The organism is Mesorhizobium sp. CCNWLY176 (assembly GCF_037153935.1).
Lineage (GTDB): Bacteria > Pseudomonadota > Alphaproteobacteria > Rhizobiales > Rhizobiaceae > Mesorhizobium_M > Mesorhizobium_M zhangyense.
Window position 1 is genome coordinate 80,755 of the sequence record NZ_JBBBDZ010000003.1, and the last position, 21,078, is coordinate 101,832.

Below are 21,078 nucleotides of genomic sequence, written 5' to 3' on the forward strand. Positions count from 1 at the left end.
TTACTGGATTAGCGTTCGAAGACCTGCCGGCCGAACAGGCTGGCGATCAATTCGACGACGAGCAGGGCGCTCTTGCCGCGGTCGTCGAGGAAGGGGTTGAGTTCGACAAGGTCGAGCGAGGTCGTCACGCCACGATCGGCCAGCATCTCCATGACCAGATGGGCCTCGCGATAGGTGACGCCGCCGCGCACGGCAGTGCCGACGCCGGGCGCAAGGTCAGAATCGAGGAAATCGACGTCGAAACTGACATGCAGCATGGCGTCTTCGGCTTCGACGCGGCCGAGAATGTCGCGCATGATGCTGCCGGTGCCGCGCTCGTCGATGACGCGCATGTCGAAGACATTGACGCCGGCTTCGCGCAGCGCCTTGCGTTCGTCATGATCGATCGAACGGGCGCCGTAGATCGAAACGTCCTGCGGCCTGACCAGCGGCCGGTCATTGGGAAGAATGCCCTCCATACCGGGACGGCCGCAGAAAAAGGCAACCGGCATGCCGTGCATGTTGCCGGACGGCGAGGTCAGCGGCGTGTTGAAATCGGAATGGGCGTCTAGCCACAACACATGAAGCGGCCGGCCGGCTTCCGCTGCGAAGCGGGCGGCACCTGACACCGAGCCCATCGACAGGCTGTGGTCGCCGCCGAGGAAGATCGGCAACTGTCCCGCTGCCAGCGCGCCATGGGCGGCCTTGTCGAGCGTGCGCGTCCAGCCGGTTATGATTTCGGGGTGGAGCGCAGCGCCGGGGATTGTGAGGCCGGTGACGATTTCGTGTGCCAGATCACCGTGGTCCGTCACGGTATGGCCGAGGCTCGCCAGTTCCTTGGGCAGGTCGGCGACGCGAAGGGCGTCCGGGCCCATCTTGCAGCCAAGTTTGCCTGCGCCTTCCTGGACGGGCGCGCCGAACAGGGCGATATTGCGGGGCAGTCTGTCGAGCGCCCGCAATGCGCCGGACTGCACGATGGAAAGGTCTTTTGGCTGATGAAGCATGATCGAAATCCCAAGCCGGGGAAGCTTTTGTTGTTCTGGCTCAACGACCCGGTTTGGTGAAATTACGGTCAGGCAGTATCAAAGAATATGCTAGACATGTGTATATTTGCATAGTCATTTGGGCAAAATGCCAGATGCTTTGTTCAATCGATCATCGGAACGAATATGGACGACCTTGATCGCCGCCTGATTTCCGCCTTGCGTATAGACGGGCGTGCGCCGCTTTCGAAGCTGGCGACTGTTCTCGGCGTTTCGCGCGGCACCGTGCAGAACAGGCTCGACCGTCTGGTCGAGACCAAGGAGATTGCCGGCTTCACCGTTCGGGTCCGCTCGGATCTTTCCGGCGACCGGGTTTCTGCGGTGATGATGATCGAAGTGGAGGGCAAGAATACGCGCCGCGTGGTGCAGTCGCTCAAGGCGATGCCCGGCATCAAGACGCTCTACAGCACCAATGGCGCGTTCGATCTGGTGGCGGAGGTTGAGGTTGCGACGCTGCTCGACTTCGACAGGGTGCTCTACGATGTACGCATGATCGACGGCATTTCGAGGACGGAAACGAGCCTGTTGCTCGCGCCGGCATAGTCAAAGCATGAAGCGAATTTGCTCAGGCATGGTTGTGATGGGGAGCATCGAAGAAGGCCGGCTCGTCTCGGCGCTTTCCGATTTTTTCGCAGTGAGCGACAGGGATGTCTTCTTTTCGAACAAACCGGAGGAGGCAGACGGCTTTTACAATTCGATCGGCAAGAGAAATCTGGCTTTGGTTCATTCCGTTTCACAGCCCGATCATTGGCGGTTTTCCGTTGATCTCGATTTCGTCGAGCCGATTCCGGTGCGAGCGTTCCAGATGCTTGCTGAGGCTTTTGACTTAACGATCGCGGTCTCACGGGAAGACCTGTTTCCGGACGAAGCCGGCACTGCTGCCGGCTATGGCGAGGTTATCTTTTCGAAGGCCGCGTCACCCGTTTCCGGCTTGGTCTTGTTTCGGGACGATCAGGAGGCTGGAGCTTCAAGCCAAGCCTGGAAGGTTTGGAACGAACCGCTGCGTCCACTGCCGGCTTTAATCGTCGTTTGAGGCGTTCAGGTCTTCCGGTCGCAGGCCGTCATCCGTGTCGCGGTCGTAGAGCGTGGCGCGAACGAAGATCGTGTTGGCGGCACCCGGCTCGATCGAGAAGACACCGAACTGCGGATCGTCCGGGCCTCTGGCAGGGATGTGCAGGGCGATACCGCCTTGCGGCCGCTCGGCGGCCGAGATCAGGAATGTCACGCCGTTGGGTAGTGCGACTTCGATTTGATCGGCGTCGATTGTCGTTGCCTTGCCGTTTTGGCGTGCGCGAAAGGCAATGCCGCCCTGCCTGTTGCCTGCTTCTGTCATGCTGCGTCTTTCAATTTCTGCGGTACGGATCGATATGCGAGACGATGCTACCAAGAATTTTGCCTGACAAGTAAAATTGGAAGCGACGTATTTCGTCGGAGAAATCTCAATAAAAATAAATAATTTGACTATTCGGTTGAAGAAGTTTAGAAGGTTTTCATCGATATTTGTTAGATCGATTTTTGTTTTTGCGCACGCTTAGCGCGCTCCAGGCGAACTTCCCTTCAAAATCGAGATGTGAAAATCATCGCGCATTCGTGCGGTGAATGATTAATATTTTCCGTGAAAGGGTTCGTTATGAGCACCGGAACAGTAAAGTGGTTCAATTCGACTAAGGGCTTCGGTTTCATCCAGCCTGATGATGGCGGCCAGGACGTTTTCGTCCATATCTCCGCAGTCGAGCGCGCTGGTATGCGCGACATCGTCGAAGGCCAGAAGATCAGCTACGAGATGGTGCGGGACAACAAGTCCGGCAAGATGTCGGCTGACCAGCTTCAGGCTGCATAAACACCATTCGTCCAGCCGGTGACCACGGATGTACTGGCACCGTTGGCAGGACGAATGACAAGGAAGGGTCAGGCAATTGCCTGGCCTTTTTTGTTTCAGCACCAGCCGCGCTTACAGCCGCGCGGCGGATGACACGTTTCAGTGCTGTGTAATTTTTGTTTTCGCATTCTTCGAAGGCCGATCCCGTTTCGAAGCGATGCTTGGTTGCTCCAGGAGGCAAACCATGGCCGACAATTCCCAGAAGACCCGCGAGCAGGCCGAGCTTGCCTTCAGCAAGGCGCAAACCCAATCGCTTGCCCGCAATCGCATTGTCGACGAGCATGACGCGATCGGCAACGAACGCGAAGCCAAGACTGCAAGGTTGCGTGAGCTGCGCTTGCAGAAAGAGGCCGAAGATCTGGCCCGCGCCGCCGCCAATCCGGTCGCGCCGAAGCGCAAGGCCGGCGGCTCCAAGGCCTGATAGCAGGCGACTGCCTCCGGCAATTACCGGGCTGTGCAAGCCTTGGGCTAACCGGTGGCTATTACGCTTCCTGATGAATGATGTAGAGCTTCCGCGTCTTTTCGTGGATCGTCCATTCGCCGTGCCAGCCCTTCGGCAGAACCAGCATTTCACCGGCGTTAACTTCCTGGCTGCGGCCATCCGGACCATGCAGCGAAACGCGGCCCGAAACGATGTGGCAGGTTTCCGAATTGGTGTCGCGCGCTGCCGTGAAGCGTCCTGGCGTGCATTCCCACACACCCACTTCCAGCTTTCCGTCCGGCGAAGACCACAGCGTCTTTGCGGCCTCGACCTGATCGCCGGTGATGGAAGTTGGCTTCGGCGCGGGTTTGCCGAGATCGATGGAAGCGAGGTGGGCGAAGGTCTGGAAGTCGGTCATGATGTTATCCAAAGTTATGCGAGAATAGGCTCTGCTGGCGTTTCGATGAGGGTCACGCGCCGAATTGGCGCGCATGAGTCGATTCAGCGGTGCTTGAGTTTTCTCAGTGCCCCGTGATGCGATCGGCGATGGCTGCCAGCTTCGAAGTGTGATCGAGGCCGGCTTCTTCCCGTTCGTCGGCCATGCGGTAGAGCTGATACATCGAATGCACGCCGAGCCAGCGCATCGGCTCAGGCTCCCACTTGCTGACCTGGCGATTGACCCAGGGCAGGCGGGTCAGTTCGGTGTCGCGGCGCAGGATGAGGTCACGCAGCGTGCGGCCCGAGAGGTTCGAGCTCGATACGCCCAATCCAACATAGCCGCCGGCCCAGCCGATCCCGGTTTCCGGGTCGAGGCCAGCGGTCGTGCACCAGTCGCGGGGCACGCCGAGCACACCGCACCAGGCGTGGTCGATGCGCAGGTTCTTGGTCTGCGGCAGAAGGCGAACGAGGATCGCGTGGAGCTTTTCGATCGTCAACTGCTGGGTCTGGCCGCGCACGTCCGTTTGCGAACCGTAGCGATAGGGCACGCCGCGCCCGCCCATGGTGATGCGTCCCTCGCGGGTGCGCTGGGCGTAGCAATAGGCGTGGGCCGCGTCGCCCAACAGTTCATGGCCTTTCCAGCCGATCTCATCCCAGAGGGCATCCGAAACCGGCTCGGTGATGATCTGCGCGCTGTTGAGCGGCAGCCAGAGCCTTTCATTGCCGGGAATGCCGGCAGTAAAACCTTCCGTGGCGCGGATGATGATGGGCGCGCGCACCGTGCCGCGATTGGTGGTGACCTTGCCCTTTTCGATGGCGGTCACGGTCGTCTGCTCATAGATCGGCACACCGAGGCGCTCGACGGCGCCGGAGAGGCCGCGAACCAGCTTTGCCGGCTGCACGCGCGCCATGCCGCGCAGCACATAGGCGCCCTGCACATTGTGGATGGCGATGCGGGCACGTGCATCAGCCGCGCTCAGGAATTCGATGCGGTCGGCGGGCATTTCCCATGCCTTGGCCTCTTCATACTCGGCACGAGCGCGGTCGAGCTGTGGTTTGTTGGTGGCAACGGTGATGTTGTCCGTGCGCAGGATGTCGGCGTCGATGCCTTCGGCCTCGGTGACCGAAATCACCTCATCGACCGTGCCATACATGGCCCGCTGCATGTCGATGACGGCGCCGCGCGTCGAGGTCTTCAGGTATTTTTCGCGCGACCAGCCGAAGCCGCCGGACAGCCAGCCGCCATTGCGGCCGGAAGCGCCGAAGCCGGCGAATTCCTTTTCCACGATGGCGATGCGGATCGAGGGGTCGGCCTTCTTCAGATAGTAGGCCGTCCACAGGCCGGTGTAGCCCGCGCCAACGATGCAGACGTCGGCTTCGAGATCGCCGGGAAGCGGTGCGCGAAAGGCCGGCAGGCCGATATCGGCATACCAGAAGGAGACGTTGCCATTGACTTTGGCGTCCATGTTCAAAAAATCCTGCGGGGGTAAGGAGGGGATCAGGTCAGCGTCATGTCGGCGCGGTCATCATCGGCGAGCAGCTTGGAATCCTCGACCGACCAGCGCAGATCGACCTCGTCGCCGATGGCGAAGGGCTTTGCCTCCAGCGACGAGCGCACGACGGCAATCGAGCCGTCGCGCAGCACGACCTGGTATTTCGAGCCCGAGCCGAGATAGATCGCCTCGCTGACCTGGCCGGCAAGGCTGTTCTGCCCGTTGGTGACGGGTGCCTTGGCGGCTGCGAGCGACAGTTTTTCAGGACGCAGCAGGATCACCGGCGTCTCGCCGCCGGCGAGCTTTTCCTTTGCCACGATCTTCTGGCCGGCAATCGTCAAGCCGGTTTCGCCGCCTGATATTTCGGCCTTGCCGCGCAAGGTCGTGGATTCGCCGATGAACTTGCCGACGAACAGCGTCGCCGGCTCGTCGTAGAGCTGGCGGCCGGTGCCGATCTGCTCGATGCGGCCCTGGTTGAAGACAGCGATGCGGTCGGACAGCACCAGGGCTTCTTCCTGGTCATGCGTGACATAGACGAAGGTGGTGCCGAGTTCGCGGTGGATGCGCTTGATCTCGAGCTGCAGCCATTCGCGCAGCTTCTTGTCGAGCGCGCCGAGCGGCTCGTCCATCAGGAGCAGCGGCGGATCGAAGACGATGGCGCGAGCAAGTGCTACGCGCTGCTGCTGGCCGCCGGAAAGCTCGCTCGGGTAGCGATGGGCGAAGTCGGCCATCTTGACCATGTCGAGCGCTGCCTTGACGCGGCGCTCGCGCTCGCCCTTTTCGACGCCGCGCAGCGTCAGCGGGTAGGCGACGTTCTTGCCGACCGTCATGTGCGGGAACAGCGCGTAGTGCTGGAACACGACGCCGATATTGCGCTTGTGGGCCGGCACGCCGACGATGCTTTCGCCGCCGACCGAAAGGTCTCCAGCGGTGAGGTCGGTGAAGCCGGCGACCACATTCAGCGTCGTCGTCTTGCCCGAACCGGAGGGCCCGAGCAGCGTCATGAACTCGCCCGGCTCGATATGCAGGCTGACATTGTCGAGCGCGGTGAACTTGCCGTAGCGCTTCGTGGCATCCCGGATATCGATCGCTGCGCCGCGTTCTCTGGTCTTAGACGTGGACATGTCAGCTCCTTTTGGATTTCGAGCCGATGATCAGCCCTGCGGCGATCACGAGTGAAGTGGCGAAGAAGATGATGGTTCCGACGGCAGCGACAGTCGGGTCGGCGTCGCGGGTGATGCTGGTGAAGATCTGCACTGGCAGTGTCTTCAGATAGGGGCTGGTGATGAACAACGCGACGATGATCTCGTCGAAGGATGTCACGAAGGCAAACAGCAGGCCGGACAACATTCCGGGCGCGATCAGCGGCAGCGTGATGGTGCGGAATGCGGTGAAGCGGTTAGCGCCGAGGCTCGCTGCAGCCGTTTCCAGCCGCACGTCGAACACTTCGAGGCTGGCCGAGACCGCGATGATGACGAAAGGGATCGCCAGCATCGTATGGGCCAGAACGAAGCCAAATGTGGTGCCGACGAGCTGGTAGTTGAGATAGACGGCATAGATGCCGATCGCCAGCACGACGCCCGGCACGACCATCGGCGTGATGAGGATGGCGCGCAATATGCCGGCGCCGGAATGCTTCATGCGGCTGAGGCCCAACGCGGCCAGCGTGCCGATGAAGGTGGCGACGACCGCGACGATGCTTGCGACCTTCAGCGAGTTGAGAAGGCTGTTCGACCATTCAGGATTGGTGAAGAAGTTGGCGTACCACTGCCAGGAGAAGCCGGACGGCGGGAAGGCCAGCGACTTCTTGTCGTTGAACGACATCGGGATGACGACGAGCGTCGGCATGATGAGCCAGACGGCGACCAGCAGGCAGAACAGGCCGAGGATGATGCGGAATGGTTTCATCGTCAGCTCCTCGATGCCTGCTTATGGCGTTGGCGCATCAAGGGCGCGGCGACCGCCAGAAGCACGAAGGTCGAGACCAGCAGCACGACGCCCATGGTGCCGCCGCGGCCCCAGTTGAGCAGGCTCAGCACCTGGCTTTGCACCAGCGTCGACAGCATGGTGCTGCGCGGGCCGCCGAGCAGGGCAGGCGTGATGTAGAAGCCGAGCGACAGGATGAAGACGATGATCGCGCCGGCGAACACGCCCGGCAGCGACAGCGGCAGATAGACCTGCAGGAAGGCAAGGGCAGGGCGTGCGCCGAGGCTGCGCGCCGCCTGCACCAGCCGCAGGTCGATGCCGCGCATGACCGAATAGAGCGGCAGGATCATGAACGGCAGAAGCACCTGCGCCATGCCGATGACGACGCCGGTCTGGGTGCGGATAAGCCTGATCGAGCTGAAGCCGATTGCTTTCAGCGTTGAATTGATGACGCCGGAATCCTGCAGCAGGATCACCCAGGCGAGCGTGCGCACCACGCCGCTGACCCAGAAAGGCACCAGCACGCACATGATGAGGACGAGGCGCATGCGCGGGCCGACTGTCGTCATCAGGTAGGCGTAAGGATAGGCCGCGATCACGCAGACGATGGTGACCCAGGCGGAAATGGAAAAAGTGCGAGCAAGAACAGTGAGGTTGACGGGCGTGGAGAAGAACCAGACGTAGTTCTGCAAACCCCACTCGGGCTCGGAAAAGCTGCGCAGCACGATCGTCAGCAGCGGATAGGCCATGGCCGCTATGAGCAGCAGGATCGCCGGAACCGTCAGCAGCGACGGATAGTCCGCCAGCCGCCAGCGGCGCGGCTCGGATGCTGCGCGGCCTGCTGGCCGGGGATCGGAACCCCCGGCCGTTGTCGTGTCGATTGTCTGGTTCACGCTTTACTGTTCCAGGCTTGCACGGGCTGGCTTAGTTGCCGGCCATGAGTGCGGTCCACTTTTCGGACGCGGCGTCGAAGTTGGCGACCCAGAACTTGATGTTCTGCTGGTAGCCCTGCTTGACGCGATCCGGCGTGTTGGTGAGGAAGGCAGCGACGGAATCGTCGACCTTCGGCTGTGCCTCGTCGTTGATCGGCGAGTAGGAGGTCTGCTCGGTGAGGATTTCCTGCGCCTGCTTGCCGAGATAGGCATTGATCAGGGCGTAGGCGGCATCCGTATCCTTGACGCCGACCGGGATGGTGAGCTGGTCCATCACGACCATCCAGTCGTTCCAGACCGGCGTGTAGGCGGCACCGTTCTTGACTGCGGTCATCGCGCGGCCGGTCCACATCATGACCATGTCGGCTTCGCCGGACTCGGCGAGCTGCTGCGATTCAGCGCCGGTCTTCCAAAAGATCGTGTCCGGGCCGAGCGCCTTGATCTTGGCGATGCCCTTGTCGATGTCGGCCGGCGTCATGTTCTCGACGGAGCCGCCATCGGCGATGATGCCCTGCTCGATCAGCGCGCCGATCGGATCGCCGCTGCCGTCGATGGCGCGGATGCCGGGGAACTTCTCGGTATCGAAGAAGTCCTTCCAGCTCTTCGGCGGGTTATCCTTGTAGGCATCGTTCTTGTACATCAGGACCATGCCGTAGTTCATCGCCGGAACGCTGCATTCGCCGACCTGGCCGGCCGGGATGTGCGAGACGTCGATCTTGGTCAGGTCGAGCTTCTGGAACAGCTTGCCGCAATGCACGTAGGGTGGCAGGTCGGCGGTGTCGACCACGTCCCAGGTGACGTTGCCGGATTCGACCTGCGCCTGCAGCTTGGCAATCTCGGTCGGGCCGTCATTGAGCAGGGTGACGCCGGACTTTTCGACGAATTCCTTCAGCGCCGCGACCTGGCCGTCCTGATAGATGCCACCGTAGGAAACGAAGGTCAGCGTCTTGCCCTTGAGCGAGCCGTCCACGATGGTGCCGGCGGCGGGCGCTTCCTGTGCGTGAGCGACGGCGGCAATAACGGCAAGCGCGGTCGCGCCGGCGATGCCGGCAAATGTCGATCTATATCCCATTTTATTCATTCTCCGATGACCCGCTGTTTGGTTTTGGCGCCCCGGGTGCGAGCTTTTTCCGGGGCACGTATTCATCGAGCTCGACTGCGCCGCTTGTCGGGGGCGCAATGATCCACAGAACCTCGGCCGCCACATTGCCGACATTGACCGTCTTGTGCGGGGTCGAGGTCGCGTATTCGATGCTGTCGCCTTCTTCGAGGATGAAGGTTTCGTCGCCGAGCGTCAGTTGCAGCCTGCCGCGCAGGACGAGGAACATCTCATGCGCGTTGCCGTGGGTGTAGGGCAGGTCGCCGGTGGAGCCGCCGACCGCGAATTCGCCCGAATAGACTTCGACATCGTGAATGGGCCGGCGCGACAGCAGCGTCTTGCGATAACCTTCGCTGACCGGCAGCGCCGGGCGCTCGGCGCGCGTCAGCACCTTGTGCGTCGATACCTCGGAGTCTTCGAAAAGATCTGCAACGCTGATGCCCAATGCGTTGGCGATCGACATCAGGGTCGACGTGTTGGCGCCGGAGAGACCGCGTTCGAGCTGGCTGAGAAAGCTTGCCGTGGTGCTGGTCAGGTCGCCAAGCTGGCGCAAGGTCAGGCGGCGTGCGGTGCGGAATGCCTTGACGCGATCCCCGAGCATTGTCGAGCGGCGAGCCTCCGTCCCGGACGTGGCACCATCTGCCGGGCTTTGATCATCGATCAGCTTCATCCGTCTCCTCACGGTTCACTTTACAAGCTATTAAGTGAATCTCTGGATGGCAAGCGGGATTCGTATGCCGGCGAAAAATCCTTGTTGAGCAGGCCACAAAAGGGAAACAGCGCAAGCGTTTCCTTCGCTTGCGCCAGTTCATTTTTTCCTGATTTTCTGGATATTTAGGCGGCGATCGTCGCGCGCGCATTGAGGATCTGGAAACAGGCGTTGGCGGCCTCGTTTCCCTTCACCTTGAAGTGGTCGAAGAAGAATTTGCGGTGCTCTTCGCTGTCGTGGAAGTGGTGCGGCGTGAGCACCGCCGACAGGACAGGGACGTTGGTAGCAAGCTGGACGTTCATCATTCCGTCGAGCACCGTGCGTGCCACGAAGTCGTGCCGGTAGATGCCGCCATCGACCACGAAAGCAGTGCCGAGAATGGCATCGAACCGGCCGGTTTCGGCAAGCAGCTTGGCGTGAAGCGGGATCTCGAGCGCGCCGGGTACGTCGAAGACCTCAACGACCGTCTTGCCGTTCGAAAGCGCCTGCGTGGCGCTGACGAAGGAATCGACGCATTGATCGACGATTTCCGAATGCCAGCGCGCACGGATGACGGCGACGCGGCGGGTTTCGAATTCACGAGGGGATATCTGATTCATGGGTCCTTACTCCGTTCAATGACCAGAATCAGGACGCACGAGACAGGACTTCGTCCGCAGTTAAGCGGCATGATCCCGTTCGTTCTCTTCCATCCGGACTATGACCGTCGGCTCCGGAATTAAACCGGATCTGCTGACCTTCCCGGAAATCCGGGAAGCGCTCGCGGGCTCAAGTTTTCACTCTTACCGCCGGTGGGGAGTTACACCCCGCCCTGAGAACTTAACGCAATCTGTATGGCGCGAAATCCCTGTGGTCGTCAATCCGCCGGATGGCGGGGTCAGGCATTTTCAGCCATGTGTTTTTTCTTGCGGAGTGTTTTCGTTTTGCGCTCGTTTCGATTGCGAAAAAGTTCAAAATTGGGTAGTGGGGAACTGAAGAGAATGCGGCGACCAGCCGGAGAAAATCGTGACCGAACCCTCGACCTACGACATCTTCATCATCGGCGGCGGTATCAATGGGTGCGGAATCGCCCGCGACGCGGTCGGTCGCGGCTATTCGGTGTGCCTTGCCGAGATGAACGACCTTGCCAGTGGCACGTCGTCGGGATCGACCAAGCTTATCCACGGCGGCCTGCGCTATCTCGAACATTATGAGTTCCGGCTGGTGCGGGAATCGCTGATGGAGCGCGAGGTGCTGTGGAAGATGGCACCGCACATCATCTGGCCGATGCGTTTCGTGCTGCCTTATGCCAAGGGCCTGCGCCCGGCATGGCTGATCCGGCTCGGCCTGTTCCTCTACGATCATATTGGTGGGCGCAAACTGCTGCCGGCGACTAAAACGCTCGACATGCGCAGCGACCCGGCAGGAAAGCCACTGAAGCCGTTGTTTTCCAAGGCGTTCGAATATTCCGACGGCTGGGTCAACGATGCCCGCCTCGTCGTGCTGAACGCCCGCGACGCTGCCGATCGCGGCGCCGATATCCGCACCCGGACAAAGGTCGTCAGTGCGCGGCGCGAGGGCGATCACTGGGTCGTCCACCTGGAGAACCAGCGGACGGGTGAAACGCAGGAGGTGAGGGCGCGGCTGATCGTCAATGCCGGCGGTCCCTGGGTCGATGCCGTGCTCGCGGGTGCGGTCGGGCGCAACGATGTCCACAATGTGCGGCTGGTGCAGGGCAGCCACATCGTCATCCGCAAGAAGTTCGACGATCCGCGAGCCTATTTCTTCCAGAACAAGGACGGGCGCATCATCTTCGCCATTCCCTATGAGGATGATTTCACCCTCATCGGCACCACCGACCGGGATTTCGACGGCGACCCGCACGATGTGAAGATCAGCGAGGCGGAGACCGATTATCTCTGCAGTGCTGCAAGCGAGTATTTTGCGGCACCCGTCAGGCGCGAAGACATCGTCTGGACCTACTCGGCGGTGCGGCCGCTCTACGACGATGGCGCCTCGATGGCGCAGGAAGCGACGCGCGACTACGTGCTGAAATCCGACACCAGCGACGGTCCGCCGCTCGTCAACGTCTTCGGCGGCAAGATCACCACCTATCGTCGGCTTGCCCAGTCGATGCTGGAAAAGATCGAGGCGCATCTCGGCAAGCGCGGTGCGCCCTGGACGGCGGGCGCGCCGCTGCCGGGTGGCGATTTCTTTGCCACGGGTTTTGACGCGCAGGTCAGGAAATTGATGGCGGCCTATCCCTTCCTCGATGCGGGCCACGCCCGTCGGCTGACACGGCTTTACGGCACGCTGGCGTCGAAGCTTCTCGGTTCTGCGATTTCGCCCGGCGATCTCGGCCGGAATTTCGGCGCCGATCTCTATGAGGCGGAAGTGCGCTACCTCATGGCGCATGAGTGGGCGGTGACGGCCGAGGACGTGCTGTGGCGGCGCACCAAGCGCGGCCTGCACATGAACGAGGCGCAGCGCCAGGCACTCGACGATTTCATGCGTGACGCCAACGCCTCGAAGAACGCGGCTGCCGAATAGCCGCGCCGATTTTCCGCCAACTGAACCACGTCCGCCAAAATCTCGTGCCAGCCTAGTGACGTGGCCGAAGCTTTGCGCTATGACAACCGTACCCGCGGGTACGGTTGCTGTGTGAGAGGCTGAAATTTGGCGCCTCTCGCTATCAAAACGTTGCCTGCGGGTGAGGCTGCGGCTGTTCACAAATTGAATCGGCTGTATCCTGCAAGTGTTTGTTTTATCGCGCGATCCCGGCTGAAAAATCAGGGATCACTGGCTTAGCTTAGGAAGAATCCGATGCCCGCTTATCACTCCCGCACAACCACCCACGGCCGCAACATGGCAGGCGCTCGCGGCCTGTGGCGCGCCACCGGCATGAAGGACTCGGATTTCGGCAAGCCGATTATCGCGGTGGTAAACTCGTTTACGCAGTTCGTGCCGGGGCATGTGCACCTCAAGGATCTCGGCCAGCTCGTGGCGCGCGAGATCGAGAAGGCGGGCGGTGTTGCCAAGGAATTCAACACCATCGCCGTCGATGACGGCATCGCCATGGGCCATGACGGCATGCTCTATTCGCTGCCGTCGCGCGAACTGATCGCCGACTCGGTCGAATACATGGTCAACGCGCACTGCGCCGACGCCATGGTCTGCATCTCCAATTGCGACAAGATCACGCCCGGCATGCTGATGGCCTCGCTGCGGCTCAACATCCCGACCGTCTTCGTTTCGGGCGGGCCGATGGAAGCCGGTAAGGTCGTGCTTTCCGATGGCAAGATCCACGCGCTCGATCTGGTCGATGCGATGGTCGCTGCCGCCGATGACAAGATGTCCGACGAAGACGTCCAGACCATCGAGCGTTCGGCTTGCCCGACCTGCGGTTCGTGCTCCGGCATGTTCACCGCAAATTCGATGAACTGCCTGACCGAAGCGCTCGGCCTGTCGCTTCCCGGCAACGGCTCGACGCTGGCAACCCACTCGGATCGTGAAAAGCTGTTCCTTGAGGCTGGCCGCAGGATCGTCGCTCTGGCAAAGCGCTATTACGAGGGCGACGATGAAACCGCGCTGCCGCGCACCATTGCCTCGAAGGGTGCCTTCGAGAACGCCATGGCGCTCGACATTGCCATGGGCGGTTCGACCAACACGGTTCTGCACATTCTCGCCGCCGCGCATGAAGGCGAAGTCGATTTCACGATGGACGACATCGACCGTCTGTCGCGCAAGGTTCCGTGTCTTTCCAAGGTCGCGCCGGCAAAGTCCGACGTTCACATGGAAGATGTGCACCGGGCAGGCGGCATCATGGCGATCCTCGGCGAACTGAACCGCGCCGGTCTGCTCAATGCGGACTTGCCAACCGTGCATGAGAAGACGCTGGGCGACGCCTTGTCGAAATGGGACATCGCCGTCACCGACAATCCGGCAGCACTCGAACTTTTCAGCGCCGCTCCCGGCGGCGTGCCGACGCAGGTCGCATTCAGCCAGAGTGCGCGCTGGAAGGAACTGGATATCGACCGCGAAAACGGCGTCATCCGCGATGCGCAGCATCCGTTCTCTAGGGATGGCGGGCTTGCGGTTCTAAAAGGAAATATCGCGCTCAACGGCTGCATCGTGAAGACGGCGGGCGTCGATGAATCGATCCTGAAGTTCTCCGGCCCGGCGCGCGTTTTCGAAAGCCAGGATTCGTCCGTCAAGGCGATCCTTGCCAATGAGGTCAAGGCCGGCGACGTCGTCGTCATTCGCTATGAAGGCCCGAAGGGCGGACCGGGCATGCAGGAAATGCTCTATCCGACCAGCTATCTGAAGTCGAAGGGCCTCGGCAAGGCCTGCGCTTTGATCACGGATGGCCGCTTCTCCGGCGGCACGTCGGGCCTCTCCATCGGCCACGTCTCGCCGGAAGCCGCCAATGGCGGCCTTATCGGCATCGTGCGAGAAGGCGACATGATCGACATCGACATCCCGAACCGCACCATCTCGCTGCGCGTCGACGAGGCCGAAATCGCCGCCCGCCGCGCCGAGCAGGACGCCAAAGGCTGGAAGCCGACCGAGCAGCGCAAGCGCAAGGTGACTACCGCACTCAAAGCCTATGCGGCCTTCGCAACCTCTGCCGACCGAGGTGCTGTGCGCGACCTCGGCGAGAACTGAACAAAGAATCCAGATGGCGATCTGCCCCATGGGAAGATCGCCGTCTGACCTAAGACGCAACCCACAACCGGGTTTATGAGACGTTTGCAGGCGCTGCGCCTGTAGGCGCCGGCTGTACTCGGCTGGCCAAATGCAGGATCACTATCGTGACTGATACTTCAGCGACCGCAGGCCGCATCCAAGCAGACAACACCGTTTACGCCATCCTTCTGGCCGTGAGCTTCTGCCACATGCTCAACGATGTGATGCAGTCGCTTCTCGCCGCCCTGTACCCGATGCTGAAGGAAAGCTATGGCCTCGATTTCTGGCAGATCGGCCTCCTGACTTTCACGTTCCAGGTCACCGCCTCGCTGCTCCAGCCACTCGTCGGCATGTATACGGACAAGCGGCCGATGCCTTATTCGCTGCCGATGGGCATGACCTCGACCATGATCGGCCTCATCGTGCTGGCCTATGCCGGCAATTACGGCGTGCTGCTGGTTGGCGCGGCGCTGGTGGGCATCGGTTCGTCGGTCTTTCACCCCGAGTCTTCGCGCGTCGCACGCATGGCTTCCGGTGGACGCTACGGGCTTGCGCAGTCGCTGTTCCAGGTCGGCGGTAATTTCGGCACCGCGCTTGGGCCGTTGCTCGCAGCCTTCATCGTCGTGCCGAGGGGACAGCATAGCGTTGCATGGTTCGCGATCGCTGCTCTCATCGGCATCATCGTGCTGCGGCAGGTCAGCGGCTGGTACGGCCGCTACCGCATTGCAAATGCCAAGCGCCCTGTGCATTCCCAGGCCATTTCGCTGCCGCGCCGCAAGGTCGTCGTGGCGCTGATCGTGCTGGCGACGCTGGTCTGCACCAAGAACATCTACATGGCGAGCCTGTCGAGCTACTACACTTTCTACGTCATTCATAAGTTCGGCGTGTCGGTGCAGGAAGCGCAGATACTGCTGTTCATCTTCCTCGGCGCGGTGGCTGCGGGCACGCTGGCGGGCGGGCCGATCGGCGACCGCTTTGGGCGCAAATTCGTCATCTGGTTCTCGATCCTAGGCGTGTTGCCGTTCACGCTGGCATTGCCCTATGCGGACCTTTTCTGGACGCGCATCCTGACCGTGATCATCGGCCTTGTGCTGGCGTCGGCCTTCTCGGCCATCGTCGTCTTCGCGCAGGAACTGGTGCCGGGCCGCGTCGGCATGATCGCCGGCGTCTTCTTCGGCTTCGCCTTCGGCATGGGTGGATTGGCGGCTGCCGTGCTCGGTGTCGTCGCCGACATCAAGGGCATCGACTACGTCTATATGATCTGCTCGTTCCTGCCGCTGCTCGGCCTTCTGACGGTCTTGCTGCCGTCGACGAAGGAAATGCGCGCCACAGCCGCGTAGCGCAAATATTCCAGACTTGCCGATGGCGATGAGAATATTCTTTTCATCGCCATCGTTCCGGGGCACGTTTGAGCGAAACAATTTCGCGTGCCGTGCGTTTCCTGTCACCGCGTCTCGCGGACGGGGACGATACCAGCATGACCTTCGAACAGATCCTGGCATTCGTCGTCATCGCCCTGATGATGGCCGCTTTCGTGTGTGGGCGGTTCCGCTACGATCTGGTCGCGGCGGGATCGCTGCTTGCGGCGTTGGCTGTCGGCGTGGTGCCTTATGATGCCGCATTCAGCGGTTTCAGCGACGATATCGTCATCATCGTCGGCAGTGCGCTTCTGGTCAGCGCCGGCGTGGCGCGATCCGGCATCATGGAATATGCGATCAAGCGCTACCTGCCCGACGTGTCGTCGGTGCGGGCGCAGATGTTCCTACTGGTCGCGACTGTCACCGTGCTTTCGGCCTTCGTGAAGAACATCGGCGCGCTGGCGATCATGATCCCCATCGCCATCCAGTTCGCCCGCCGTTCCAATGTATCGCCCTCGGTGTTCCTGATGCCGATGGCTTTCGGTTCGCTGCTGGGCGGGCTGATGACGCAGATCGGCACATCGCCCAACATCGTCGTGTCGCGCGTTCGGGAGGAACTCACCGGCACGTCCTTCAGCATGTTCGACTTCACGCCGGTGGGAGCGGTGCTGGCGCTCGCCGGCATCATCTTTCTCGTGCTGTTCTACAAGCTGCTGCCCGAACGCACGCGTTCCAGTTCCTCGCTGCACGAGGCGATCGACATCAAGAACTACGTCTCCGAAGCGGTCGTGGTCAGCGGCTCGTCCGTTCTCGGCAAGCCGGTTTCCGACCTGATGAAGCTTGCCGAGGGCGATGTCGATGTTACGTCGATCATCCGCTCGCGCGGCGTGCGCATCACGCCGCTTCCCGACGCGCTGCTGAGGGAAGGCGACATCGTGCTGATGGAGGGCGATCCCGAAGCGCTCGACCGGCTGGTGGCGCAGGCCAGGCTCAGCGTGACCGGTGGCCGCGAAGGCGCTGACACCGGCAGCGGTGAGATCGACGCGGTGGAAGCCGTGATCGGCGAAAACTCCATGCTGATCGGCTGGTCGGCGCAGCGCCTCGGCCTCTACGATCGGTTCAACGTCAATCTGCTGGCGGTCAGCCGCAAGGGCGAGCGGCTGACCCAGCGCCTCGGCGCCATCACACTGCGGCTTGGAGACGTCATCCTGCTGCGCGGCAATCGCCAGGCGTTCCCGGAAATCCTGCGCGAGTTCGGCCTTCTGCCGTTGGCCGAGCGGCCGATCCTGTTAGGCAGCGTCAGGCGCGGCGTCGTCCCGGTCCTGATCCTGCTTGCCGCGATGGGCGCAACCGCGGTTGGCCTGTTGCCGGTGGCGATCGCGTTCTTTGCCGCTGCCGTTGCGATGGTGCTGTTCAAGGTCATTCCTGTCCGCGAAGTCTACTCCGCGATTGATGGCCCCATACTGGTGATGCTGGCGGCGCTCATCCCGGTAAGCGACTCGTTGAGGCGCACAGGCGCCACGGACGTCATCGCGGGCTGGCTGGCCCAGCTTGGGGCCACGCTGCCGCCTTATGGCGCGCTTGCGCTCATTCTCGTAACGGCAATGGCGATCACGCCGTTCCTCAACAATGCCGCGACCGTGCTCGTTATGGCGCCGATCGCGGCGGGGTTTGCGGCAAGCCTCAGCTATCGGCCGGAAGCGTTCCTGATGGCGGTTGCAATCGGGGCCGGCTGCGATTTCCTGACGCCGATCGGCCACCAGTGCAACACGCTGGTCATGGGGCCGGGCGGTTACAGGTTCAGCGATTACCCACGGCTCGGGCTGCCGCTGTCCTTCATCGTCCTTCTGGTGGCGGTGCCGGCGCTGATGCTGGTCTGGCCGTTGAAATGAAAACGGCGCCCGAGGGCGCCGTTCAATCTTGTCGTCAGGGAGTTTTTCAGCCCTTGGCGGCAACCGCCTTCGACGCTGTAAGCTCGCGATCCGGATGCGTCCGCTTCCACCAGTCGCCGAGGAACAGCAGGATCGGTGCGGCGATGAAGATCGATGAGGTCGTCGCGACGATAACACCGAACACCATCGGAATGGCGAAGTTCTCGACCGCACTGCCGCCCCAGATCGCCATTGGCAGCATCGAGAGCAGGATCGCGACCGAGGTGTAGATACAGCGCGCGAACACCTGGTTGATGCTCATGTCGATGATTTCGCGCAGCGGCATCTTCTTGTAGAGGCGCAGATTTTCGCGCATCCGGTCATAGACCACGACCTTGTCGTTCACCGAATAGCCGATGATCGTCAGGAGCGCGGCGATGGCCGTCAGGTTGAAATCCAGTCCCAGCAGAGCGAAGAAGCCGATGGTCTTGGTCGTGTCGAGGATAAGTGTCGCAATCGCGCCGATGGCGAAGTTCCATTCGAACCGCCACCAGATATAGGCGAGCATGGCGATCGCGGCCAGAACCACTGCGAGCACGCCGGAGCGCGCCAGCTCGCCGCTGACCTTGGGTCCGACGACTTCCGTACGTTCGAACTTCACGCTCGGATCGAGCTTCTGCACCGCGGCCTTGACCTCGTTGACAGCGGCCGTCTGGGCCGTCTCGCCACCCTCCTGCCGCTGGACGCGGATCAGGACGTTGTTCTCGCCGCCGATGTTCTGGAGTGCAATTTCGCCGAGGTTGAGGTCGCTGAGCGTGCTTCTGAGCTGGGCGAGATCGGCCGGCTGGGACGTCGTGATCTCGACCTGGATGCCGCCCTTGAAGTCGATGCCGTAGTTCAGGCCCGGCTTGAAGAACAGTCCGATGGAAGCCAGCGACAGCAGCACCGAAACCAGGATGCCGAAATAGCGGGCGTTCATGAAGTTGATCGAGGTCTTGTCCGGGAAGAAGCGGATAAGCGGCTCGATGGTGATCGTCTTCATTTTGCGGCGGCGTACCACTGACGCCATGATGACGCGCACGATGGCCACGGCGGTGAACATCGAGATACAGGTGCCGAGCATCATGGTGATGGCAAAGCCACGCACCGGGCCCGAGCCGAACATGAACAGCAGGCTGGTGGCGATCAGCGACGTGACGTTGGCGTCGACGATGGTCGAGTAGGCCCGCTTGAAGCCGTGGTCGAGAGCCGCGAAGGCGCTCATGCCTTTCTTGGTTTCTTCCCTTATTCGCTCGTTGATGAGAATGTTGGCATCCACGCCGAAGCCGATGCCGAGGATGATGCCGGCGATGCCGGGCAAGGTCAGCGTCGCGCCGATCATGGCGAGGGCACCGATGGTCAGTACGAGGTGCAGGAGCAGGGCGAAATTGGCGATCATGCCCCACGCCCCGTAGAGCGCGACGATGAAGATCACGACCAGCAGGAAGCCGGCGATGCCGGTGTAGACGCCCATGCGGATGATGTCGCCGCCGAGATCGGGACCGACGGTGCGTTCCTCGATGACGGTGAGCGGTGCGGGCAGGGCACCGGCGCGCAGCAGGGCGGAGAGCACGGTCGTGTCCTCCACGGTGAAGCTGCCGCTGATCTGGCCCGAACCGCCGGTGATCGGCTCACGGATGACCGGTGCGCTGAGCACCTTGCCGTCGAGCACGATGGCGAAGGGGCGGTTGACGTTGGCGGTGGTTATTTCGGCGAACTGGCGCGCGCCGACGCTGTCGAAGCGGAAGGAGACGATCGGCTCCTGCGTGCGCTGGTCGAAGCCGGCGCGGGCATCCGTCAGGCGCTCGCCGCTGAGGGCGACGCGATCTTCGATCGGATATTGCTGGCTGGTCTTGGCGTCCGGCAGCATGGTCACGCCGGGAGGCAGGGGTTGGCCCTGCTCGACATTGTTGGCGACCATGTGGAATTCCATCTTGGCCGTGCTGCCCAGCAGTTCGCGCAGGCGTGTCGGGTCCTGAAGGCCCGGAAGCTGCACGAGCATGCGGTCGGAGCCGACGCGCTGGATGGTAGGCTCGGCAACGCCGACCTGGTCGACGCGCTGGCGCACGATTTCCAGGCTCTGCTGGAGGGCAGCATCGAGGCGATCGCGCAGACCGGCCTCGGTCAGCTTCATCGTGATCTGGTTCTGCGCCGAAGCTACATCGATGTCGGCAGTGCCGCCGCCGAAACCGGTCGCGCTGACGGGCACCGCAAGCTTCTGCAGGACCTCCAGCGCCTTGGCACGCTGCGTGTCGTCTGTGATGGTGAGAACAACTGCATCGCCGGCAACGCGGGCCGACTGCGTGGCGATGCGCTCGTTACGCAACGCACCGCGCGCATCGTCAAGCAGGGAGCGTAGACGGTCGGTCTTCAGGGCATTGGCGTCCACTTCGAGAACGAGGTGGGAGCCGCCCTGAAGATCAAGGCCGAGGGTGATCTGCTGCTTGGGCAGCCAGTTCGGCAGCTTGGCGAGCTGTGCCGGCGTAAACATGTTCGGAAGGGCGGCGATGACGCCGATGAGGACGATAAAGGTATAGGCCCCTATCACCCATTTTGATGTTCTCATTGTTCTGGTCCTGTCTGCGCGCAATGCCGGCTTTGAATTGACCGGGCAAAACGCGATCGCGTTCGGAAATTCGTTTCGGAGCGGAAGGCGTCTGCCTTACGCGGCCAGCGGTGGCGCTCGTGCGCGAAGGACTGTCGTGGCAGTCCCGCGAAAACTCTCCGGGATGCGATCCAGGAGGCCAGTATGCAGGCTGGCGGTGACCTGCCATTGCATGGCAGGCAATATGGCCGGGCCGGTGTCGCTGCCGGCGAGGAAGGATTTCAGCGCAAGGCCGCGCCAGTCGGCAATGGCGACCAGGCGCTGCGGGTTGGCTGCGCCGGACCGGTCACCGCTCGGGGTGCCGGCACCCTGGCCTGATGCAGCCATGCCGTCGGCAAGCAGCCGCGCCGCGCGCACCGGCGAATTTGCGCCGAGAAAACCGTGTGCTGCAGCGAGCGCTACGACAAGCCACAGCAAGGCGGCGGAGGAAAATCCGCGCCTTGGCGATCTGCCGGGCTTGCTAGAGGTCATCGTGCAACGTCATTCTTCGGTGTCTGCGCCGGCAAATTGTATCATCCGACGGCGCCTGCTCCTACACCATTGCGGCAAAACTACCAACCCCGCCCGTTTTAACCGCACAGATAACGCGTTCCGGCTGAATTTCCTTGAAGGCCGGTGAAT

The 21,078-nt window shown here is 61.9% G+C and carries 20 protein-coding genes and 1 riboswitch; of the genes, 8 read left to right on the forward strand and 12 right to left on the reverse strand.

Going from position 1 to position 21,078, the window contains the following annotated elements:
- Window positions 1-8: 8 nt before the first annotated feature.
- Window positions 9-983, reverse strand: a complete 975-nt coding sequence (gene rocF / locus WBQ96_RS06035) for an arginase (RefSeq protein ID WP_336548351.1) — start codon at window positions 981-983, stop codon at window positions 9-11.
- Between the two features lie 165 nt (window positions 984-1,148).
- On the opposite strand from rocF, the gene WBQ96_RS06040 reads away from it, so the two are divergent.
- Both WBQ96_RS06040 and WBQ96_RS06045 read left to right on the forward strand, forming a co-directional pair.
- Window positions 1,149-1,565 carry an Lrp/AsnC family transcriptional regulator gene (locus WBQ96_RS06040; RefSeq protein WP_336548353.1) on the forward strand — a complete coding sequence of 139 codons (417 nt, stop codon included), beginning with the start codon at window positions 1,149-1,151 and terminating at the stop codon, window positions 1,563-1,565.
- Between the two features lie 91 nt (window positions 1,566-1,656).
- Complete coding sequence (locus WBQ96_RS06045) at window positions 1,657-2,055, forward strand: hypothetical protein (protein ID WP_337035872.1); 399 nt, start codon at window positions 1,657-1,659, stop codon at window positions 2,053-2,055.
- Here WBQ96_RS06045 and WBQ96_RS06050 read toward each other — a convergent pair.
- Window positions 2,041-2,355 carry a hypothetical protein gene (locus WBQ96_RS06050; protein ID WP_336548358.1) on the reverse strand — a complete coding sequence of 105 codons (315 nt, stop codon included), beginning with the start codon at window positions 2,353-2,355 and terminating at the stop codon, window positions 2,041-2,043. The two genes, WBQ96_RS06045 and WBQ96_RS06050, sit on opposite strands and share 15 nt — an antisense overlap.
- A gap of 297 nt (window positions 2,356-2,652) precedes the next feature.
- On the opposite strand from WBQ96_RS06050, the gene WBQ96_RS06055 reads away from it, so the two are divergent.
- A complete protein-coding gene (locus tag WBQ96_RS06055; RefSeq protein ID WP_091913004.1) occupies window positions 2,653-2,862 on the forward strand; it encodes a cold-shock protein in 210 nt (69 codons plus the stop codon).
- A gap of 223 nt (window positions 2,863-3,085) precedes the next feature.
- Window positions 3,086-3,322 carry a hypothetical protein gene (locus tag WBQ96_RS06060; RefSeq protein ID WP_091913002.1) on the forward strand — a complete coding sequence of 79 codons (237 nt, stop codon included), beginning with the start codon at window positions 3,086-3,088 and terminating at the stop codon, window positions 3,320-3,322.
- Window positions 3,323-3,383: 61 nt separating this feature from the next.
- Here the strand turns inward: WBQ96_RS06060 and WBQ96_RS06065 are convergent, their stop codons facing one another.
- From WBQ96_RS06065 to WBQ96_RS06100, 8 genes are all read right to left on the reverse strand, one after another.
- Entirely contained in the window at window positions 3,384-3,740 is a 357-nt protein-coding gene (locus WBQ96_RS06065; RefSeq protein ID WP_336548361.1) for a cupin domain-containing protein, read from the reverse strand.
- Between the two features lie 103 nt (window positions 3,741-3,843).
- Window positions 3,844-5,226: an NAD(P)/FAD-dependent oxidoreductase gene (locus WBQ96_RS06070; protein ID WP_336548363.1), complete on the reverse strand. Its 1,383-nt coding sequence runs from the start codon at window positions 5,224-5,226 to the stop codon at window positions 3,844-3,846.
- A 32-nt stretch (window positions 5,227-5,258) separates the two neighbouring features.
- The gene (locus WBQ96_RS06075) at window positions 5,259-6,377 is read right to left on the reverse strand and encodes an ABC transporter ATP-binding protein (protein ID WP_336548364.1); all 1,119 of its coding nucleotides are present in this window, start codon (window positions 6,375-6,377) and stop codon (window positions 5,259-5,261) included.
- 1 nt (window position 6,378) lies between these two features.
- On the reverse strand, window positions 6,379-7,167 hold the full coding sequence (locus WBQ96_RS06080) for an ABC transporter permease (RefSeq protein WP_165116803.1): 789 nt from the start codon (window positions 7,165-7,167) through the stop codon (window positions 6,379-6,381).
- Window positions 7,164-8,072 carry an ABC transporter permease gene (locus WBQ96_RS06085; protein ID WP_442920800.1) on the reverse strand — a complete coding sequence of 303 codons (909 nt, stop codon included), beginning with the start codon at window positions 8,070-8,072 and terminating at the stop codon, window positions 7,164-7,166. Before WBQ96_RS06085 ends, WBQ96_RS06080 begins: the two co-directional genes overlap by 4 nt.
- Window positions 8,073-8,103: 31 nt before the next feature.
- Window positions 8,104-9,183, reverse strand: a complete 1,080-nt coding sequence (locus tag WBQ96_RS06090; RefSeq protein WP_336548366.1) for an extracellular solute-binding protein — start codon at window positions 9,181-9,183, stop codon at window positions 8,104-8,106.
- A gap of 1 nt (window position 9,184) precedes the next feature.
- Window positions 9,185-9,880 (reverse strand): helix-turn-helix domain-containing protein, encoded by a 696-nt coding sequence (locus WBQ96_RS06095; RefSeq protein ID WP_336548369.1) that lies wholly within the window; start codon window positions 9,878-9,880, stop codon window positions 9,185-9,187.
- 164 nt (window positions 9,881-10,044) lie between these two features.
- Window positions 10,045-10,518: a 6,7-dimethyl-8-ribityllumazine synthase gene (locus WBQ96_RS06100; RefSeq protein WP_336548370.1), complete on the reverse strand. Its 474-nt coding sequence runs from the start codon at window positions 10,516-10,518 to the stop codon at window positions 10,045-10,047.
- Between the two features lie 77 nt (window positions 10,519-10,595).
- Window positions 10,596-10,742: riboswitch (FMN riboswitch) on the reverse strand.
- A 182-nt stretch (window positions 10,743-10,924) separates the two neighbouring features.
- Here WBQ96_RS06100 and glpD point away from each other — a divergent pair.
- The 4 genes from glpD (at window position 10,925) to WBQ96_RS06120 (ending at window position 17,834) form a co-directional block, all read left to right on the forward strand.
- The gene (glpD, locus tag WBQ96_RS06105; RefSeq protein ID WP_336548372.1) at window positions 10,925-12,448 is read left to right on the forward strand and encodes a glycerol-3-phosphate dehydrogenase; all 1,524 of its coding nucleotides are present in this window, start codon (window positions 10,925-10,927) and stop codon (window positions 12,446-12,448) included.
- A gap of 273 nt (window positions 12,449-12,721) precedes the next feature.
- The gene (gene ilvD / locus WBQ96_RS06110) at window positions 12,722-14,563 is read left to right on the forward strand and encodes a dihydroxy-acid dehydratase (RefSeq protein ID WP_336548375.1); all 1,842 of its coding nucleotides are present in this window, start codon (window positions 12,722-12,724) and stop codon (window positions 14,561-14,563) included.
- A gap of 146 nt (window positions 14,564-14,709) precedes the next feature.
- Window positions 14,710-15,924: an MFS transporter gene (locus tag WBQ96_RS06115; RefSeq protein ID WP_336548377.1), complete on the forward strand. Its 1,215-nt coding sequence runs from the start codon at window positions 14,710-14,712 to the stop codon at window positions 15,922-15,924.
- A gap of 137 nt (window positions 15,925-16,061) precedes the next feature.
- Window positions 16,062-17,834, forward strand: coding sequence for an SLC13 family permease (locus WBQ96_RS06120; RefSeq protein ID WP_336548379.1), 1,773 nt, complete (start codon window positions 16,062-16,064; stop codon window positions 17,832-17,834).
- Between the two features lie 46 nt (window positions 17,835-17,880).
- Here WBQ96_RS06120 and secD read toward each other — a convergent pair whose 3' ends face one another.
- Window positions 17,881-20,418, reverse strand: coding sequence for a protein translocase subunit SecD (gene secD, locus WBQ96_RS06125; RefSeq protein ID WP_336548381.1), 2,538 nt, complete (start codon window positions 20,416-20,418; stop codon window positions 17,881-17,883).
- Between the two features lie 96 nt (window positions 20,419-20,514).
- On the reverse strand, window positions 20,515-20,928 hold the full coding sequence (locus WBQ96_RS06130; RefSeq protein WP_336548383.1) for a hypothetical protein: 414 nt from the start codon (window positions 20,926-20,928) through the stop codon (window positions 20,515-20,517).
- Window positions 20,929-21,078 lie beyond the last annotated feature (150 nt).

Coding starts and splice junctions, on each gene's coding strand:
- WBQ96_RS06075 (WP_336548364.1), bottom strand. CDS start 6,377: ATGTCCACGTCTAAGACCAGAGAACGCGGCGCAGCGATCGATATCCGG.
- WBQ96_RS06070 (WP_336548363.1), bottom strand. CDS start 5,226: ATGGACGCCAAAGTCAATGGCAACGTCTCCTTCTGGTATGCCGATATC.
- WBQ96_RS06060 (WP_091913002.1), top strand. CDS start 3,086: ATGGCCGACAATTCCCAGAAGACCCGCGAGCAGGCCGAGCTTGCCTTC.
- rocF (WP_336548351.1), bottom strand. CDS start 983: ATGCTTCATCAGCCAAAAGACCTTTCCATCGTGCAGTCCGGCGCATTG.
- WBQ96_RS06050 (WP_336548358.1), bottom strand. CDS start 2,355: ATGACAGAAGCAGGCAACAGGCAGGGCGGCATTGCCTTTCGCGCACGC.
- WBQ96_RS06040 (WP_336548353.1), top strand. CDS start 1,149: ATGGACGACCTTGATCGCCGCCTGATTTCCGCCTTGCGTATAGACGGG.
- ilvD (WP_336548375.1), top strand. CDS start 12,722: ATGCCCGCTTATCACTCCCGCACAACCACCCACGGCCGCAACATGGCA.
- WBQ96_RS06130 (WP_336548383.1), bottom strand. CDS start 20,928: ATGACCTCTAGCAAGCCCGGCAGATCGCCAAGGCGCGGATTTTCCTCC.
- WBQ96_RS06055 (WP_091913004.1), top strand. CDS start 2,653: ATGAGCACCGGAACAGTAAAGTGGTTCAATTCGACTAAGGGCTTCGGT.
- WBQ96_RS06095 (WP_336548369.1), bottom strand. CDS start 9,880: ATGAAGCTGATCGATGATCAAAGCCCGGCAGATGGTGCCACGTCCGGG.
- secD (WP_336548381.1), bottom strand. CDS start 20,418: ATGAGAACATCAAAATGGGTGATAGGGGCCTATACCTTTATCGTCCTC.
- WBQ96_RS06100 (WP_336548370.1), bottom strand. CDS start 10,518: ATGAATCAGATATCCCCTCGTGAATTCGAAACCCGCCGCGTCGCCGTC.
- WBQ96_RS06120 (WP_336548379.1), top strand. CDS start 16,062: ATGACCTTCGAACAGATCCTGGCATTCGTCGTCATCGCCCTGATGATG.
- WBQ96_RS06090 (WP_336548366.1), bottom strand. CDS start 9,183: ATGGGATATAGATCGACATTTGCCGGCATCGCCGGCGCGACCGCGCTT.
- WBQ96_RS06065 (WP_336548361.1), bottom strand. CDS start 3,740: ATGACCGACTTCCAGACCTTCGCCCACCTCGCTTCCATCGATCTCGGC.